Source organism: Streptomyces griseochromogenes, assembly GCF_001542625.1.
Classification (GTDB): Bacteria; Actinomycetota; Actinomycetes; order Streptomycetales; family Streptomycetaceae; genus Streptomyces; species Streptomyces griseochromogenes.
Genome location: NZ_CP016279.1, coordinates 484276 through 501333 on the forward strand (window position 1 = coordinate 484276; position 17058 = coordinate 501333).

The 17058-nt window shown below is 71.1% G+C and carries 16 protein-coding genes; 8 read left to right on the forward strand and 8 right to left on the reverse strand.

What is annotated here, in order from left to right; genetic code table 11:
• Positions 1–38 precede the first annotated feature (38 nt).
• The 4 genes from AVL59_RS50260 to AVL59_RS02305 all read left to right on the forward strand — a co-directional run bounded on the left by AVL59_RS50260 (position 39) and on the right by AVL59_RS02305 (position 2450).
• Positions 39–200: a DUF4177 domain-containing protein gene (locus AVL59_RS50260; protein ID WP_003975360.1), complete on the forward strand. Its 162-nt coding sequence runs from the start codon at positions 39–41 to the stop codon at positions 198–200.
• On the forward strand, positions 197–661 hold the full coding sequence (locus AVL59_RS02295) for a RidA family protein (protein ID WP_067299537.1): 465 nt from the start codon (positions 197–199) through the stop codon (positions 659–661). The genes AVL59_RS50260 and AVL59_RS02295 overlap by 4 nt, the downstream gene beginning before the upstream one ends.
• Positions 662–741: 80 nt before the next feature.
• A complete protein-coding gene (locus AVL59_RS02300; protein WP_067299538.1) occupies positions 742–1623 on the forward strand; it encodes an NUDIX hydrolase in 882 nt (293 codons plus the stop codon).
• Complete coding sequence (locus tag AVL59_RS02305; RefSeq protein ID WP_067299539.1) at positions 1620–2450, forward strand: MBL fold metallo-hydrolase; 831 nt, start codon at positions 1620–1622, stop codon at positions 2448–2450. Before AVL59_RS02300 ends, AVL59_RS02305 begins: the two co-directional genes overlap by 4 nt.
• Here AVL59_RS02305 and AVL59_RS02310 read toward each other — a convergent pair.
• A complete protein-coding gene (locus AVL59_RS02310; protein WP_067299540.1) occupies positions 2447–3274 on the reverse strand; it encodes a nucleotidyltransferase domain-containing protein in 828 nt (275 codons plus the stop codon). The two genes, AVL59_RS02305 and AVL59_RS02310, sit on opposite strands and share 4 nt — an antisense overlap.
• Positions 3275–3411: 137 nt before the next feature.
• Positions 3412–4086, reverse strand: a complete 675-nt coding sequence (locus AVL59_RS02315) for a Crp/Fnr family transcriptional regulator (RefSeq protein WP_018547939.1) — start codon at positions 4084–4086, stop codon at positions 3412–3414.
• A 275-nt stretch (positions 4087–4361) separates the two neighbouring features.
• On the opposite strand from AVL59_RS02315, the gene nth reads away from it, so the two are divergent.
• From nth to AVL59_RS02330, 3 genes are all read left to right on the forward strand, one after another.
• Complete coding sequence (nth, locus tag AVL59_RS02320; RefSeq protein ID WP_067299541.1) at positions 4362–5345, forward strand: endonuclease III; 984 nt, start codon at positions 4362–4364, stop codon at positions 5343–5345.
• A gap of 52 nt (positions 5346–5397) precedes the next feature.
• The gene (locus AVL59_RS02325) at positions 5398–6093 is read left to right on the forward strand and encodes an NUDIX hydrolase (RefSeq protein ID WP_067299542.1); all 696 of its coding nucleotides are present in this window, start codon (positions 5398–5400) and stop codon (positions 6091–6093) included.
• 141 nt (positions 6094–6234) lie between these two features.
• Positions 6235–7434 (forward strand): MarP family serine protease, encoded by a 1200-nt coding sequence (locus AVL59_RS02330; RefSeq protein WP_067299543.1) that lies wholly within the window; start codon positions 6235–6237, stop codon positions 7432–7434.
• Positions 7435–7450: 16 nt separating this feature from the next.
• On the opposite strand, the gene AVL59_RS53875 is transcribed toward AVL59_RS02330, so the two are convergent.
• The 6 genes from AVL59_RS53875 to AVL59_RS02355 form a co-directional block, all read right to left on the reverse strand.
• The gene (locus AVL59_RS53875; protein ID WP_079146492.1) at positions 7451–7630 is read right to left on the reverse strand and encodes a hypothetical protein; all 180 of its coding nucleotides are present in this window, start codon (positions 7628–7630) and stop codon (positions 7451–7453) included.
• 262 nt (positions 7631–7892) lie between these two features.
• Positions 7893–8828, reverse strand: a complete 936-nt coding sequence (locus tag AVL59_RS02335; RefSeq protein WP_067299544.1) for an alpha/beta fold hydrolase — start codon at positions 8826–8828, stop codon at positions 7893–7895.
• The gene (locus AVL59_RS02340) at positions 8825–9313 is read right to left on the reverse strand and encodes a phage holin family protein (protein ID WP_067299545.1); all 489 of its coding nucleotides are present in this window, start codon (positions 9311–9313) and stop codon (positions 8825–8827) included. Before AVL59_RS02340 ends, AVL59_RS02335 begins: the two co-directional genes overlap by 4 nt.
• Before the next feature lie 91 nt (positions 9314–9404).
• Positions 9405–10847, reverse strand: a complete 1443-nt coding sequence (nhaA, locus tag AVL59_RS02345; RefSeq protein WP_067316800.1) for a Na+/H+ antiporter NhaA — start codon at positions 10845–10847, stop codon at positions 9405–9407.
• A gap of 213 nt (positions 10848–11060) precedes the next feature.
• The gene (gene acs / locus AVL59_RS02350; protein WP_067299546.1) at positions 11061–13016 is read right to left on the reverse strand and encodes an acetate--CoA ligase; all 1956 of its coding nucleotides are present in this window, start codon (positions 13014–13016) and stop codon (positions 11061–11063) included.
• 116 nt (positions 13017–13132) lie between these two features.
• A complete protein-coding gene (locus AVL59_RS02355; protein ID WP_067299547.1) occupies positions 13133–15439 on the reverse strand; it encodes a SulP family inorganic anion transporter in 2307 nt (768 codons plus the stop codon).
• Positions 15440–15790: 351 nt separating this feature from the next.
• On the opposite strand from AVL59_RS02355, the gene AVL59_RS02360 reads away from it, so the two are divergent.
• Positions 15791–17056: a polysaccharide deacetylase family protein gene (locus tag AVL59_RS02360; protein WP_067299548.1), complete on the forward strand. Its 1266-nt coding sequence runs from the start codon at positions 15791–15793 to the stop codon at positions 17054–17056.
• Positions 17057–17058: the final 2 nt, after the last annotated feature.

Sequence of the window (17058 nt, forward strand, 5' to 3'; positions counted from 1 at the left end):
CCGCCGGTCCCACCGGTCACAGCGGCTACAGTCGGCCCATGACCAAGTGGGAATACGCAACCGTGCCGCTGCTCGTCCATGCCACGAAGCAGATTCTGGACACCTGGGGCGAGGACGGCTGGGAGCTCGTCCAGGTCGTGCCCGGGCCCAACAACCCCGAACAGCTCGTGGCCTACCTGAAGCGGGAGAAGCAGGCGTGAGCGCGGTCGAGGCCAAGCTGGCCGAACTGGGCCTGACCCTGCCGGAGGTCGTGCCGCCGCTGGCCGCGTACCAGCCGGCCGTGCGCTCCGGCGTGTACGTGTACACCGCCGGCCAGCTGCCGATGGTCGAGGGCAAGCTGCCGGTCACCGGCAAGGTGGGCGCCGAGGTCACGGCCGAGGAGGCCAAGGACCTGGCCCGGATCTGCGCGCTGAACGCGCTGGCCGCGGTGAAGTCCGTGACCGGCGACCTGGACCGCATCGCGCGCGTGGTGAAGGTCGTCGGCTTCGTCGCCTCGGCCGCCGACTTCACCGGGCAGCCCGGCGTCGTCAACGGCGCCAGCGAACTGCTCGGCGAGGTCCTCGGCGACAAGGGCGTGCACGCCCGCAGCGCGGTGGGCGTCGCGGTGCTGCCGCTGGACGCGCCGGTGGAGGTCGAGATCCAGGTCGAGCTGGTTCCGTAACCCGGCTCGCCCACCCACCGCAGCCCCTCTGACCTCGGGTACCTCTCGAACATTCGCCCTATACGGGATAGCCTCCGGCCATGGCGAACGGTCAGTGGTACCCCGAGGAGTGGCCCGACCGCATCCGCGCGCACGCGGCGGGAACGCTCACACCGGTGACCCCCAAACGCGCGGCCACGGTACTGCTCCTGAAGGACACCCCGGACGGCCCCGCCGTCCACATGCTGCGCAGACGCGCCTCCATGGCCTTCGCCGGAGGCGCGTACGCGTATCCCGGCGGCGGCGTCGACCCGCGCGACGACGACCGTCGGGTCCGGTGGACCGGCCCCACGCGCGCGTGGTGGGCCGAGCGCCTGGGCGTCGACGAGGCCGGTGCCCAGGCGATCGTCTGCGCGGCCGTGCGGGAGACGTACGAGGAGTCGGGCGTCCTGCTCGCCGGGCCCGACCCCGACGCGGTCGTCGGCGACACCACCGGGGACGACTGGGAGGCGGACCGCGCCGCCCTGGTCGCGCGCGAACTGTCCTTCGCGGAGTTCCTGGACCGGCGCGGGCTGGTGCTGCGCTCCGACCTGCTGGGCGCCTGGACCCGCTGGATCACGCCCGAGTTCGAGGCCCGCCGCTACGACACCTGGTTCTTCGTGGCCGCCCTTCCCGAGGGCCAGCGCACCCGCAACGCCTCCACGGAGGCCGACCGCACGGTGTGGATCCGCCCGGAGGAGGCCGCCCGCGGGTACGACAAGGGCGAGCTGCTGATGATGCCGCCCACCCTCGCCACCCTGCGCCAGCTGCTCCCGTACGCCACCGCCGCCGAGACGCTCGCCGCCGCGCCCGCCCGCGACATGACCCCGGTGCTGGCGCGCGCCCGCCTGGAGGGCGGCGAGATCGTGCTGACCTGGCCGGGGCACGATGAGTTCACCAAGCACATCCCGACCGCTGAGAGCACCGGTGGAGGCCCCGCATGACCGACGCAGCAGCACTGCCCGGCCAGCCCCGGGGCGGGGTTCTCTCGGGCCCCGCGACCGAACGGGCCGTCAATGTGCTGGCGCCCAACGCCTCCGCGATGACCCTGGACGGGACCAACACCTGGATCGTCGCCGAGCCCGGCTCCGACCTGGCCGTGGTGATCGACCCGGGCCCCCTGGACGGCGGCCACCTGCGCAACGTCGTGGACACGGCCGAGAAGGCCGGAAAGCGCATAGCCCTCACCCTGCTCACCCACGGCCACCCCGACCACGCCGAGGGCGCCGCGCGCTTCGCCGAACTGACCGGCACACGCGTGCGTGCCCTCGACCCGGCGCTGCGGCTCGGCGACGAGGGCCTGGCCGCCGGGGACGTGATCACTGTCGGCGGCCTGGAGCTGAGGGTCGTGCCGACCCCCGGCCACACCGCGGACTCGCTTTGTTTCCATCTCCCGGCCGACCGGGCCGTGCTGACCGGCGACACCATCCTCGGCCGCGGCACGACGGTCGTGGCGCACCCCGACGGCCGTCTGGGCGACTATCTGGACTCCCTGCGCCGCCTGAGGTCACTGACGGTCGACGACGGCGTGCACACGGTCCTGCCGGGCCACGGTCCGGTCCTGGAGGACGCCCAGGGCGTCGTCGAGTTCTACCTCGCGCACCGGGCCCATCGCCTCGCCCAGGTCGAGACGGCCGTCGAGAACGGCTACCGCACCCCGGCCGAGGTCGTCGCCCATGTGTACGCCGACGTGGACCGCTCCCTGTGGCCGGCCGCCGACCTGTCGGTGCGGGCCCAGCTGGACTACCTGCGCGAGCACGGGCTGATCTAGGGCCCGTCCGGCCGGGGAGCCTTCGCGCCGTGCACGCGCGCGTACTCCTCGGCGAGCCAGGGGCCCAGGTCGTCCACGTAGGACCGCAGGACGTCCGGGTCGCCGACGGGCTCGCGGCCGTACTCCGCCGCCCCGCGCAGCTGTGCGGCCCGCTGCGGGTAATACGTGCCGAACGCCTCGGCCATCTCCCGCAGGTCGCTCGTCCAGCCGTTCCAGCGGGGCATGACGAGGGTGAAGCCGGTGCGCACGAGGTGCCGGGACATGAACCGCACCAGGGGGCGAAGGGCGTCCTCCGAGTCCCCGGCGCCGGCGATCCGCTCGCGCCAGCGGGGGAGCCGGAGCGCGAGGTCGCCGTTGGTCTCACGGGCGAGCAGGGAGTCGGGGCGGTAGCGGGGCAGGTACTCGGCGAGGTCGTCGCCGAGCAGTGGCGTGCACAGGCAGGCGACGAACCAGGCCAGGTCGTACCGCTCCAGGTCGCTCAGCAGCCGATCCCGTCCGTACAGCAGCGTGCCGACGCCGTCGATCTGCGAGAACTCCTTGTCGAGGGACTCCCCGAGGACGCGCACGGCCTCCCGGTCGGCGTCGGCCGGCTCCTCGCGCAGGGCGACCAGCAGATCCAGGTCGCTGCGCCCCACGCGCGCGGTGCCGCGCGGGACCGACCCGTAGAGGTACGCGCTGTGCAGCCGCGCGCCGAAGCCGTCCAGCAGCCGGTCGCGTGCGGCGGCCACGACCGGACGGAAGACGTGCGGCACGCGCGCGAGGGAGCCTTCGCGCTCGATGAACCCCTGCGCGTCGAGTCCGGGACGGTGAATGGTTTCGGCCATGCGCTCACTGTGCCGTGCGTGAGCCGGCCGTGTGGCTCATTTTCGGCGCAGGCCGACGACAACAGCCCGTCCGGCGCTCGGGTACGAGGCCGTCCGGGCCGAAGCGGGGGTCCGGGGACCGCGGCCCCCGGGGACGGTCACCGCGACCGCTTGGCGAGCCTTTCGACGTCCAGCAGGATGACCGCCCGCGCCTCCAGGCGGAGCCACCCGCGCTGGGCGAAGTCCGCCAGCGCCTTGTTCACGGTCTCGCGCGAGGCGCCGACCAGCTGGGCCAGCTCCTCCTGCGTGAGGTCGTGCACGACATGGATGCCCTCTTCGGACTGCACACCGAAGCGGCGCGAGAGGTCCAGCAGCGCGCGCGCCACCCGGCCGGGGACGTCGGAGAAGACCAGGTCGGACATGGCGTCGTTGGTCTTGCGCAGCCGGCGGGCGACGGCGCGCAGCAGCGCGGTGGCCACCTCGGGGCGCGCGTTCAGCCAGGGCTGGAGGTCGCCGTGGCCCAGGCCCAGCAGCTTGACCTCGGTCAGCGCGGTGGCGGTCGCCGTACGCGGGCCCGGGTCGAAGAGGGACAGCTCGCCGATGAGCTCGCCGGGGCCGACCACGGCCAGCATGTTCTCGCGGCCGTCGGGTGAGGTGCGGTGGAGCTTCACCTTGCCCTCGGTGACGACATAGAGCCGGTCGCCCGGGTCGCCCTCGTGGAACAGGGAGTCGCCACGGGCGAGGGTCACCTCACTCATGGAGGCGCGCAGTTCCGCGGACTGCTCGTCGTCGAGAGCCGCGAAGAGCGGGTTGCGCCGCAGAACGTCGTCCACGAGTTCTCTCCTTGTCGACCTGCTCAGGGGATCTTGCTCCCCGGTGTGCCAGGGGACCGTGTTCCCCATTTTGCCGGACGATCCAAACAGTGTGATCTGTCACAAGGATGCCGCACGGGTGTCCCGAGGTAAGCGGCAGGGGTCCAATCGGGGGCTGATCTTCCGGGTCCGGGGCGGATGTCGGTGCCGGGCTTTAGGCTGGCCGGGTGTCCAAATCGCCGGTGAGAGCACAGGCCAAGGGGGCTGGGCGGGTGGTTGTACGTCGAGATTCCGCTGTGGGCGAACAAGCCCCCGACGGAAACAGTAAAACGGGCAAAACGGCTAAAAAGGTCGCTCCTGTCAAGAAGGTTACGCCTGCCGGGAAGGCCCTGTCCGCCCCAAAGGCCACCCCGGCCAAGAAGGCCGTCGCCAAGAAGGCCGTCGGCGGGAAAGCCGTCGCCGAGAAGGCGGCGCCCGCCGAGAAGACCGCCGTGAAGCTCCCGGCGGACGAGTCCCGTACCGCCCTGGTCCGTCGCGCCCGCCGCATCAACCGCGAACTCGCCGAGGTCTACCCGTACGCCCACCCCGAGCTGGACTTCGAGAACTCCTTCCAGCTGCTGGTCGCCACGGTGCTCTCGGCCCAGACCACCGACCTGCGGGTCAACCAGACGACCCCGGCGCTCTTCGCCAGGTACCCCACTCCCGAGGACATGGCCGCCGCCAACCCGGAGGAGGTCGAGGAGATCCTGCGCCCCTGCGGCTTCTTCCGGGCCAAGACGAGGTCGGTGATAGGGCTCTCCAAGGCCCTCTCCGAGGACTTCGGCGGTGAGGTGCCGGGCCGGTTGGAGGACCTCGTCAAGCTGCCCGGAGTCGGCCGCAAGACCGCGTTCGTGGTGCTCGGCAATGCTTTCGGGCGGCCCGGGATCACCGTGGACACGCATTTCCAGCGGCTGGTCAGGCGCTGGCGGTGGACCGACGAGACCGACCCCGACAAGATCGAGGCGGCCGTCGGCGCACTGTTCCCCAAGAGCGACTGGACCGATCTGTCGCACCACGTGATCTGGCACGGCCGCCGTATCTGCCACGCCCGCAAGCCCGCCTGCGGCGCCTGCCCCATCGCCCCGCTGTGCCCGGCCTACGGCGAGGGCGAGACCGATCCGGAGAAGGCGAAGAAGCTCCTGAAGTACGAGAAGGGCGGCTTCCCGGGCCAGCGCCTGAAGCCCCCGCAGGCCTACCTCGACGCTGGAGGCAGGCCGGCGCCGCCGCTGGGGGCCGGATGACGGAACGATCTCCAGGCCTTCGGGCGTTGAACACGGCAGGACGGGGGTGGCGATGAGGTACACGCGCGACACGCACGAGGGCCCGGTGACGCTGCGCAAGGAGGGCCTTCCGGACTGGCTGGACCCCGTGGTGCGGGCGGCGGAGACGGTCGAGCCGCTCCAGCTCAGCCGCTTCCTGCCGCCGGAGAACGGCTCGGGGCGCCAGTCGGCCGTGCTGATCCTGTTCGGCGAGGGCGAGCGCGGCCCCGAGCTGCTGCTCATGGAGCGTTCCGGCTCCCTGCGCTCGCACGCCGGCCAGCCGTCCTTCCCCGGCGGCGCCCTCGACCCCGAGGACGGCGATCCGAACGCCGAGGGACCGCTCAGGGCCGCCCTGCGCGAGGCCGAGGAGGAGACCGGGCTCGATCCGGCGGGCGTCCAGCTCTTCGGCGTCCTGCCCGCCCTCTACATCCCGGTCAGTGGATTCGTCGTCACGCCCGTGCTCGGCTGGTGGCGCGAGCCCAGCCCGGTCGGCGTCGTCGATCCGAACGAGACGGCCCGCGTTTTCACGGTCCCCGTGGCGGATCTCACGGACCCCGTCAACCGAGCCACCGCCGTCCACCCCAGCGGCCATCGAGGTCCGGCATTTCTGGTCGAATCGGCCCTGGTCTGGGGCTTCACGGCCGGAGTGATCGACCGTCTGCTGCACTACGCGGGGTGGGAGCGCCCCTGGGACAGGGAGAAGCGGGTCCCGCTCGACTGGCGGTCATGACAAGGTGTCGTCCGTGCTGTGTTTTTCCGGGTGCCGTGAGCTGTGTCTTTCCGGCCGCTGTGACAGGTGCGGCCCCGCCGCGGAGCCCCGGACCCCCGGCCGAGCCGCGGGGACCGGAGTGGATAGGCGAGGCCTGAAGCGGTGAACGTGCTGGACATCCTGCTGCTGGTGGCGGCCGTGTGGTTCGCTGTCGTGGGCTACCGCCAGGGCTTCGTCGTCGGCATCCTGTCGGTGATCGGGTTCCTCGGCGGCGGCCTCGTGGCCGTGTACACGCTGCCCGTCATCTGGGACGCCGTGACCGACAACGCGGAGGTCGGCACCACAGCCGCCGTCGTCGCCGTGGTCGTCGTCATCGTCTGCGCCTCCATCGGCCAGGCCCTGACCACCCACCTCGGCAACAAGCTGCGCCGCTACATCACCTGGTCCCCGGCCCGCGCCCTGGACGCCACCGGCGGCGCCCTGGTCAACGTCCTCGCGATGCTGCTGGTCGCCTGGCTGATCGGCTCCGCCCTCGCCGGGACCACCCTGCCGACGCTCGGCAAGGAGGTCCGCGGTTCCAAGGTGCTCCTCGGCGTCTCCCGGGCGCTGCCCGCGCAGGCCAACACCTGGTTCGCCGACTTCTCCACCGTCCTCGCGCAGAACGGCTTCCCGCAGGTCTTCAGCCCCTTCGCCAACGAGCCGATCACCGACGTACGGCCGCCCGACCCGGCCCTGGCGCACAGCGTGGTCGCCACCCGTGCCCAGCGGTCCATCGTCAAGGTCACCGGCACCGCCCAGAGCTGCGGCAAGGTCCTGGAGGGCACCGGGTTCGTCTTCGCCGAGCGCCGCGTCATGACCAACGCGCACGTCGTCGGAGGCGTCGACGAGCCCTCCGTGCAGATCGGCGGGGAAGGCCGCAAATACGCCGCCAAGGTCGTCCTGTACGACTGGAAGCGCGACATCGCCGTCCTCGACGTACCGGACCTGAAGGCGAACGCCCTCCGGTTCTCCGCGCAGGACGCGGCCGGCGGCAACGGCGCGATCGTCGCGGGCTTCCCGGAGAACGGCTCGTACGACGTCCGTGCCGCGCGGGTGCGCGGGCGCATCACGGCCAACGGCCCGGACATCTACCACCGCGGCACCGTCCGCCGCGACGTCTACTCCCTGTACGCGACCGTCCGCCAGGGCAACTCCGGCGGCCCGCTGCTCACGCCCGAGGGCAGGGTCTACGGCGTGGTGTTCGCCAAGTCCCTCGACGACGCCGACACCGGCTACGCCCTCACGGCCGACGAGATCCAGCAGGACATCACCCGGGGGCGTACGGCAAGCGAGCGGGTGGGCACCGACAGCTGCGCCCTGTGATCCTCGGGGAGGGGACTCAGCCGCGCGGGTGACGCAGGCGTACCGAGACCCAGCGGGCCCGGCGCCGCAGGATACGCGGAATCCCCACCCTCAGGTCCGCCTCCGCCAGCTGCGGAGTGCCTCGCTGCGGGGAACTCGGCCCGGCGGCGGAACGGCGGTTGCGGGGTGCGTCACTGTAGTCGTGCGTCCAGCCCATACCCCGACGTGTGCCCCTGCCCCAAGGTCGATAACCGCCCTCGCGCCCCCCAATTGGCCTATGCGGCAGGCATGTGGCCGTTCGGGGAACACGTGTTCAGGAACCGGATACTCCACGCACCGGCCCGGTCACCGATCGGGTTCGGGGTCCTTGAGCCAGTTGATCAGCTCGGTGGAAAAGGCGCCCGGATCCTCTTCGTGCGGGCTGTGCTTCCCGGGGGCCAACCCCCGGACCCCCGGCCGCGCTCGGGACGGACGCTGTTTCAGCGGTCAGGTTCGGGGTCCTTGAGCCAGTTGATCAGCTCGGTGGAAAAGGCGCCCGGATCCTCCTCGTGCGGAAAGTGGCCGAGGCCGTCGAACAGGCGCCAGCGGTACGGGGCTTCGACGTACTCGCCCGAGCCGGCAGCGCTGCGCGTGCGGGTCACCGGATCCAGTGAGCCGTGCAGATGGAGCGTCGGCACCCGCACCGGCCGCTTCATCCTGCGGTTGAACTGGATGCCGTCCGGGCGGGCCAGCGAGCGCACCAGCCAGCGGTACGGCTCGATCGCGCAGTGCGCGGTGGACGGGATGCACATGGCCCGTTGGTACGTCTCCACGTCCGCGTCGTCCGGCAGCCGCGGCCCGGACCACTCCCGGATCAGCCGGCCCGTCAGGGCGCCGTCGTCGGCGGTCAGCTGCCGCTCGGGGATCCACGGCCGCTGGAACCCCCAGATGTAGGAGCTGGCGGCCGTCTGCCGCGCGTCCCGCAGCATCGCGGAGCGCCAGCGCCGGGGGTGGGGCATCGAGACCACGGCGAGCCGCCGTACGAGCTTGGGCCGCATCGCCGCGGCCGTCCACGCCAGATAGCCGCCCAGGTCGTGGCCGACCAGCGCGGCGTCCGGCTCGCCGAGCGAGCGGATCACGCCGGTGACGTCCAGGGCGAGGTTGGCGGGGTCGTAGCCGCGCGGGGTGCGGTCGCTGCCGCCGACGCCCCGCAGGTCCATGGCCACCGCCCGGTAGCCCGCGTCGGCGAGAGCGACCAGCTGGTGCCGCCAGGTCCACCAGAACTGCGGGAAGCCGTGCAGCAGCAGCACCAGGGGGCCGTCGCCGAGCTCGGCGATGTGGAAGCGCGCGCCGTTGGCGGCGACGTCCCGGTGCGTCACCTTCTCCCCGTGGGGAAGTTCGATCCGTACGGCCGACGCGGCGGCGGGCTCCGTCATGACGCCGAGCGTGCCACAGCCTCGATGGCCTCCGGAGCCCGGTCCTGCGGCAGCTCCGGGCGCGGATGCGGCTTGGCGTTCTGCAGGACGCCCGCCGTCTCCTTCATCGACGCGGCGACCTTCTGCGGGCCCTGGCTCTTCTTGGCCTTCTTGGCGAACGCCACGCCGATCAGCGCGAGCAGCCCGGCGATCAGCACGTTCGCCGCGAAGGACAGCAGGAAGCAGACGGCCAGGTTCCACCCGCTCCAGGTCCGAATGCCGTACGCCAGCGCGAAGTTGAGCATCGGAAGGGAGAACACGAGCACCGCGCCGGCCACCGAGAACGCGCCGCCGCTCATGGCGCCGCGCTTCACATCCTGCTTGAGCTGGGCCTTGGCCAGTGCGATCTCGTCGTGCACCAGCGCCGACAATTCGGTCGTCGCCGAGGCGAACAGCTGGCCGATGCTGCGTTCGGCGCCGACCGGGCTGCCGTCGGGTGCGCTCATCGCGTTCTCCCTCTGAAGTCTTGTCCGCCGTCTCGAAGGCCGGTCTCGATGCCGTCTCGAAGGCCGTCTTGATTTGTACCGTCTCGTCAGATCATGCCGGACGACCGTCCTCATCGCCTGCCCCGCCCGGCACTTCCTGAAGCCCGTGGCGCGCCGCGGTGGCCTTCTGGGCGGCGATCCGCCGGTGTTCCGCCGCCTTGTGCTCGTAGATCTTCGCCATCCGCAGGTGGTACGCCGGGTCGTCCTGCTCGTAGATGTCCGGGATGCCGTCCCGGTCCTCGTCGCGCTCCTCGTCCTCGCACAGCCCGCGGTACCTGGCGTTGCGTATCTTCAGCAGCACCGTCGCACACAGGGCCGCGATCAGCGATCCGGCGAGGACGGCCGCCTTCACCTCGTCGGTCAGCACCGTGTCGCCCGCGAAGGCGAGCTCGCCGATGAGCAGCGAGACGGTGAAGCCGATCCCGGCGAGGGAGGCCACCGCGAAGATGTCGGCCCATTCCAGGTCCTCGCTGAGCTCGGCGTGGGTGAAGCGGGCGGTCAGCCAGGTGCCGCCGAAGATGCCGAGCGTCTTGCCGACGACCAGCCCGAGTACCACCCCGAGCGTCTCCGGCTTGGTGAACACGTCCCCGAGCGCCCCGCCGGATATCGCCACACCGGCGCTGAACAGCGCGAACAGCGGTACGGCGAGACCGGCCGACAGCGGCCGCACCAGATGCTCGACGTGCTCGCCGGGCGAGTGCTCCTCCCCCTCACGGGTGGTGCAGCGCAGCATCAGGCCCATCGCGACGCCGGCGATGGTGGCGTGCACACCGCTGTTGTACATCAGCGCCCAGATCACGACCGCCAGCGGCACGTACACGTACCAGCCGCGTACGCCCTCGCGCAGCAGCAGCCAGAAGACCGCCAGTCCGGCGACCGCCCCGCCGAGCGCGGGGAAGCTGATCCGGTCGGTGAAGAAGATCGCGATGATCAGGATCGCGAAGAGGTCGTCGACGACCGCGAGGGTCAGCAGGAAGGCGCGCAGGGCGCTGGGCAGTGAGGTGCCGATGACCGCGAGGACGGCGAGTGCGAAGGCGATGTCGGTGGCGGTGGGCACCGCCCAGCCCTGTGTGGAGCCGTGGCCGGTGAGGTTGGTGAGGGTGTAGACGAGTGCCGGTACGGCCATGCCGCACAGCGCGGACACCACGGGCAGCGCGGCCGCCCTGGGGTCACGCAGGTCCCCGGCGACCAGCTCGCGCTTGAGCTCGATGCCGGCGACGAAGAAGAACACGGCGAGGAGCCCGTCGGCGGCCCAGTGGGCCACGGAGAGGTTCAGCCCGAGGGTGCCGGGGCCGAAGTGGAAGTGGCTGACCGACTCGTAGCTGTGGCGCAGCGCGGGGATGTTCGCCCAGACCAGCGCGGCGACCGCCGCGACCAGGAGCAGGACGCCGCCGACGGTCTCGGTGCGCAGCGCGTCCGCGACGAACGTCCGCTCGGGCAGGGACAGGCGTCCGAGAACCTTGCGGACGGTCTTCGGGGTACGGGGCGCGGCCACGGCGGGGACCTCCGGGTCTGTGGGCAGGACGGAGCGAACGCCGACCAGACTTCCCGGCACACCTTGAGCATCGTCTCGCGTTGATGACTTTGCTTAGTTTACCTAAGATTGCCGCGAGATGCACCCGGTGACCCGTGCGTCATGTGTGTGACGTGCGCAAGGGGCGCCCGGCGTGCTCTGCCGGGCGCCCCTTGCGTCGTACTGCCGTACCGCCTAGTCCTCGCTCGGCGCCGCCGGGAGCTTGGACTGGATGAGGTCCATGACCGTGGAGTCCGTCAGCGTGGTGACGTCACCGAGCTGACGGTTCTCCGCCACGTCCCGCAGGAGGCGGCGCATGATCTTGCCCGAACGGGTCTTCGGCAGCTCCGCCACCGGCAGGATCCGCTTCGGCTTGGCGATGGGGCCGAGCGTGGCGCTCACGTGGTCGCGCAGCTCGCCGACGAGCTTGTCGTCCTCCGACGCCGTGCCGCGCAGGATCACGAAGGCGACGATGGCCTGGCCGGTGGTCTCGTCCGCGGCACCGACGACGGCAGCCTCGGCGACCGCCGGGTGCGAGACGAGCGCCGACTCCACCTCGGTGGTGGAGATGTTGTGCCCGGACACCAGCATCACGTCGTCCACCCGGCCCAGCAGCCAGATGTCCCCGTCCTCGTCCTTCTTCGCCCCGTCGCCGGCGAAGTACTTGCCCTCGAACCGCGACCAGTAGGTGTCGAGGAACCGCTGGTCGTCGCCCCAGATGGTGCGCAGCATCGACGGCCACGGCTCGGTGAGGACCAGGTAACCGCCACCGCCGTTGGGCACCTCGTTCGCCTCGTCGTCGACGACGGTCGCGGAGATGCCGGGCAGCGGGCGCTGCGCCGAACCGGGCTTGGCCTCGGTCACCCCGGGCAGCGGCGAGATCATCATCGCGCCGGTCTCGGTCTGCCACCAGGTGTCCACGACCGGCGTCCGGTCGGCGCCGATGTGCTTGCGGTACCAGACCCACGCCTCGGGGTTGATCGGCTCGCCCACGGAGCCGAGGATCCGCAGGGAGGACAGGTCGAACTGCGCGGGGATGTCGTCGCCCCACTTCATGAACGTACGGATCGCGGTCGGCGCTGTGTAGAGGATCGTGACCCGGTACTTCTCCACGATCTCCCAGAACCGGCCCTGGTGCGGGGTGTCCGGGGTGCCCTCGTACATGACCTGCGTCGCGCCGTTGGCCAGCGGCCCGTACACGATGTACGAGTGTCCGGTGACCCAGCCGACGTCCGCCGTGCACCAGTAGACGTCCGTCTCCGGCTTGAGGTCGAACACCGCCCAGTGCGTGTACGACGCCTGCGTGAGGTAGCCGCCGGAGGTGTGCAGGATGCCCTTCGGCTTCCCCGTCGTGCCGGAGGTGTAGAGGATGAACAGCGGGTGCTCCGCCTCGAACGCCTCCGGGGTGTGCTCGGCGGACTGCCCCTCCACCAGCTCGTGCCACCACACGTCGCGCTCGTCGTTCCAGGCCACGTCCTGCCCGGTGCGGCGCACCACCAGCACGTGCTCGACGTTGTCCACACGCGCGATCGCGTCGTCCACGGCCGGCTTCAGCGCGGACGGCTTGCCGCGCCGGAAGCCGCCGTCGGCGGTGATGACGACCTTGGCGTCCGCGTCCTGGATACGGGTGGCGAGCGCGTCCGCCGAGAAGCCGCCGAAGACCACCGAGTGGGCGGCGCCGATCCGGGCCGAGGCCAGCATCGCGATCGCCGTCTCCGGGATCATCGGCATGTAGATGGCGACCCGGTCGCCCTTACGGACACCCAGCTCCAGCAGGGCGTTGGCGGCCTTGGAGACCTCGTCCTTCAGCTCCGCGTAGGTGATCGCGCGGCTGTCGCCGGGCTCGCCCTCGAAGTGGATGGCGACCCGGTCCCCGTTGCCCGCCTCGACGTGCCGGTCCACGCAGTTGTACGCGACGTTCAGCTCGCCGTCCTTGAACCACTTCGCGAACGGCGGGTTCGACCAGTCCAGCGTCTCGGACGGTTCCTTGGCCCAGGTCAGCCGACGGGCTTGCTCGGCCCAGAAGCCGAGCCTGTCAGCCTTGGCCTGCTCGTACGCCTCGGCCGTGACGTTGGCGTTCGCCGCCAGGTCGGCCGGCGGCGCGAAGCGTCGCTCCTCCTTCAAGAGGTTGGCCAGGCTTTCGTTGCTCACGACATCTCCCTTTCCCGGGGTGTCCGTTGTGTCCTGGGCCACAGCTCATCAGACGCGAGGGGCCGATGACAAGAGCCTGCGGCCGAATTGGTTTAGACCTGTCTGTGCGTGGCCGCTCACACCGGACCGCGCGGCTCCTCCGCCGCGCTCCCGTCCTCTTTCACGTCCTCGAACACCCTCCCGGTTCGGTCGAGCAGATACGCCTGTGCCTCGCCCACGTGGAAGTACATCCCGTGCAGCTCCAGCGCACCGGCCGCCAGTGCCCGCGCGACCGGGGCGTGCGCGCGCAGGTGCTCCAGCTGCTGGACCACGTTGGTCAGGCACAGTTGCTCCACCGCGTCGGCCGGTGCCCGCCCGGCCAGCCGGGGCCGAGGGCGCCGGTCGCCGCCCATCCGCTCGAGGCTCGGCAGGCCGTGTCCGAGCCACCGCTTCAGCGGCGTCGCCGCACCCTCGTGCTCGGTGCCGAGCAGCGCCTGCATCGCCCCGCACCCGGAGTGCCCGCACACGGTGACGGACCGCACCCCGAGCACCTCCACCGCGTACTCGATGGCTGCCGCCACCGAGTCGTCGCCGTGCTCCTCGCCCGGCGGCGGCACCAGGTTGCCGACGTTGCGGACGACGAACAGATCACCGGGACCACTGGAGGTGATCATCGAGGTGACCAGCCGGGAGTCGGCACAGGTCAGGAAGAGCTGCGAGGGCCGCTGCCCTTCCCGCGCGAGCCGCGCCAGCTCCTTGCGCACCAGCGGGGCGGTGTTGCGCTGGAACGAGCCGATGCCACGGGCGAGTTCATGGGCGACCGGTGCGGCGGGAGCCTGCGGCGGGCAGGCCCGGTGGTTGCGCCAGGGCGTCCAGGGACGGCAGCGACACGCGGCCGAGGTCGCCGGATCGGTGGTCCGCACTCCGTTGCGCCGGCCCGTGAGCTCGGTGGAACCGCCACGCGCGGTGTGCGCGCTCTGCCAGTCCTGCAGTGACTCGTACGCCGCGTGGTCCATGAACGACCCGTCCAGCTCCACGACGGCGTGGGCGCCTTGGGGTACGAGATGCAGGGCTCTGCTGAGCCGGGGCACTGCGAGGAATGTCAACTGGCCTCGTACATGTACGTGATGGACTCCTTCCTTCTCTTCGTGCGTGATGCGGGTGCGGGCGAGGCGGCGCAGGGCGAGGGCGACCGCCACGGCGACCCCGAGGGCCACACCCTCCAGGACGCCGAGGAACACCACGCCGAGTGTGGTGGCGGCGTACACCGGCACTTCACGGTGGCGGGTCACCGAGCGGATGTGGTGCAGGGACACCATCTGGATGCCGACGGCCATCACCAGGGCGGCGAGCGAAGCGAGCGGGATCCGCTCCAGGAGCGGGACCATCAGCAGCGCGGCGACTACTACGAAAACGCCGTGCAGCATCGTGGAGTTCCGGCTCACGGCACCGGAATTCACATTCGCCGAACTCCGCACGGCCACTCCCGCGACCGGCAGTCCGCCAAGCGCTCCGGAGACGATGTTGGCGGCGCCCTGACCGAGCAGCTCGCGGTCCAGGTCCGAGCGGCCGACGGGGGCGCCGGGCCCGGGCCGGCCGGCGACCAGTTTGTCCACGGCGACCGCGCCGAGCAGCGACTGCACGCTGCACACCAGGGTCGTGGTGAGCACGGCGGCGGCGACGCCGAGCACCGGCCCCTCGGGCAGCGAGGCCAGAGCGTGGCTGCGCCAGGACGGCAGGTCGACCCGGGGCAGGGACAGCGCGGTCAGCGCGGCGGTGGCGGTGGCCCCGGCGACGGCGACCAGGGCGGCCGGGATCCTTCGGGTGAGGCGTCCGGCGCGGCCGGGGATGCGCGGCCAGGCCAGCAGCAGGGCCAGGGTCAGCGCGCTCATCGACACGGCGCCCGGGTGCAGGTGGGCCAATTGGGCGGGCAGGGCCCGCAGATTGGCGAGGACGGAACTGTCCGGGCTGCCGCCGAGAACGATGTGCACCTGAGCGACGGCGATGGTGACGCCGATGCCGGCGAGCATGCCGTGCACCACGGCGGGGCTGACGGCGAGCGCGCCGCCGGCCACGCGCAGGCTGCCGAGACCCAGTTGGGCGAGCCCGGCGAGGACGGTGATGCCGCAGGTGGCTTGCCAGCCGTAGCGGTGGATCAGGTCGGCGGTGACCACGGTGAGTCCGGCGGCGGGGCCGCTGACCTGCAGCGGGCTGCCGCCGAGCCGGCCGGCGACGAGTCCGCCGACGGCGGCGGCGACCAGACCGGCCTGGAGCGGGGCACCGGTGGCGAGAGCGATGCCGAGGGAGAGGGGCAGGGCGATCAGGAAGACCGCCAGGGACGCGGACAGATCGGCGCCCTCGACGCGGAAGCGGCGGCGCGGGGCCGGCCGGGGGCCGTGCGGCGAGTGGGGGTGCTGGGTGTGAAGGGGTGCGCAGGCTGACATGGTCCCGTCTCCTCCGGGCGGCGCGGTCGCGGACTGGGGTTTCCCCGTCGAGGCGGGGGTTCGGTCGCGGCCGTGAGGTCACGGCGTACAGCGGCGGGATGACATCAACTCTTGGTAAACGAACCGTAATGCCAAGTAAAGGATATACATAGATTTACTGGGCAAACGGAGCATCAGCTCACCCTTATTGATGAACCGATCATTTTATCGGCTTGTCGTATTAATTCCTTCTCGGTCCCGTGGGACCTTGGCGGCGCTGTCGGCACACCCCGACACATCACCAGAAAACGCCCTCTCCGGTGCGTGCCTGAGTCGGCGTTTGCCTGAGAGAAGGAAGAAGGTGAGCGGAACATGGCCGCCACCCAGAGGATGGCCGTCGGCGCCGTGGCCGCCGCGGCCTGTGCCGCGTCGCTCGCCGGCTGCGCGACCGGCTCCAACGGAACGAAGGAAGGGACACCCGCACCGCGGAAGGGGGCACCGGCACCCAACAGCGTGCTTCGCCTGATCGGCGACGGGTCCACCGCCTACACCGGCGCGCAGCCGCATCTGCCCAGCCCTGAACGGCTGAAGCCAGGCCAGAAGCCTCCGCAGTTCGTGGTGTTCTCCTGGGACGGCGCGGGCGAGGACAGCCAGAAGCTGTTCTCCCACTTCCGCAAGGTCTCCAAGGAGAACAACGCGACGATGACGTACTTCCTCAGCGGCGTGTACCTGCTGCCGGAGGAGAAGCGCGACCTCTACCGGCCGCCCCAGCACTCGCCCGGCAGCTCGGACATCGGCTTCAACGACGAGCAGGGCATCGCCGACACCCTCAAGCAGGTACGGCTGGCCTGGCTGGAGGGCAACGAGATCGGCACCCACTTCAACGGCCACTTCTGCGGCCCCGACGGCGGGGTCGGCGAGTGGTCGGTCAAGGAGTGGAAGAGCGAGATCGCCCAGGCCAAGGAGTTCGTGAAGTCCTGGAGGACGAACGCCGAGATGAAGAAGGCGGCCCCGCTGCCCTTCGACTACGACAAGGAGCTGATCGGCGCCCGCACTCCCTGCCTGGAAGGGCAGAAGAACTTCATGAAGGCGGCCCGCCAGCTGGGCTTCCGCTACGACTCCAGCGGAGTCAACGACCAGGTCTGGCCCAAGAAGAAAGAAGGCCTGTGGGACGTGTCCATGCAGCTGGTGCCCTTCCCGGGGCACACCTATGAGCAGCTGACCATGGACTATAACTTCATGATCAACCAGTCGGGCACCCAGACCCAGGGCGACCCCGACAAGTTCGACTACTGGGGCGACCAGATGCGCGACGGCCTGCTCAAGGGCTTCTACCGGGCCTACGACGGCAACCGCGCACCCCTCATCATCGGCAACCACTTCGAGTCCTGGAACGGCGGCACCTACATGCGTGCCGTCGACGAGGTGGTGAAGGAGGTGTGCAACAAGTCCGAGGTGCGCTGTGTCTCCTTCCACCAGCTCGTCGACTGGCTGGATGCCCAGGACCCGCAGACGCTGGCGAAGCTGCGCAACCTGAAGGTGGGCGAGGCGCCGCGGCAGGGCTGGGCGTCCTTCCTCTCCGGCCGCCCGGCCCCGGCTCCGAAGGGCGTCCCGGGGGCGCCGGCCGACAAGCGGTAGGC

What these genes read in the sequence shown, in the direction of transcription:
- AVL59_RS53875 (WP_079146492.1), bottom strand. Translation starts at nt 7,630, where the DNA reads ATGGGCTGGACGCACGACTACAGTGACGCACCCCGCAACCGCCGTTCC.
- AVL59_RS02360 (WP_067299548.1), top strand. Translation starts at nt 15,791, where the DNA reads ATGGCCGCCACCCAGAGGATGGCCGTCGGCGCCGTGGCCGCCGCGGCC.
- AVL59_RS02325 (WP_067299542.1), top strand. Translation starts at nt 5,398, where the DNA reads ATGAGGTACACGCGCGACACGCACGAGGGCCCGGTGACGCTGCGCAAG.
- AVL59_RS02305 (WP_067299539.1), top strand. Translation starts at nt 1,620, where the DNA reads ATGACCGACGCAGCAGCACTGCCCGGCCAGCCCCGGGGCGGGGTTCTC.
- AVL59_RS50260 (WP_003975360.1), top strand. Translation starts at nt 39, where the DNA reads ATGACCAAGTGGGAATACGCAACCGTGCCGCTGCTCGTCCATGCCACG.
- AVL59_RS02300 (WP_067299538.1), top strand. Translation starts at nt 742, where the DNA reads ATGGCGAACGGTCAGTGGTACCCCGAGGAGTGGCCCGACCGCATCCGC.
- AVL59_RS02310 (WP_067299540.1), bottom strand. Translation starts at nt 3,274, where the DNA reads ATGGCCGAAACCATTCACCGTCCCGGACTCGACGCGCAGGGGTTCATC.
- AVL59_RS02340 (WP_067299545.1), bottom strand. Translation starts at nt 9,313, where the DNA reads ATGAGCGCACCCGACGGCAGCCCGGTCGGCGCCGAACGCAGCATCGGC.
- AVL59_RS02335 (WP_067299544.1), bottom strand. Translation starts at nt 8,828, where the DNA reads ATGACGGAGCCCGCCGCCGCGTCGGCCGTACGGATCGAACTTCCCCAC.
- AVL59_RS02355 (WP_067299547.1), bottom strand. Translation starts at nt 15,439, where the DNA reads ATGTCAGCCTGCGCACCCCTTCACACCCAGCACCCCCACTCGCCGCAC.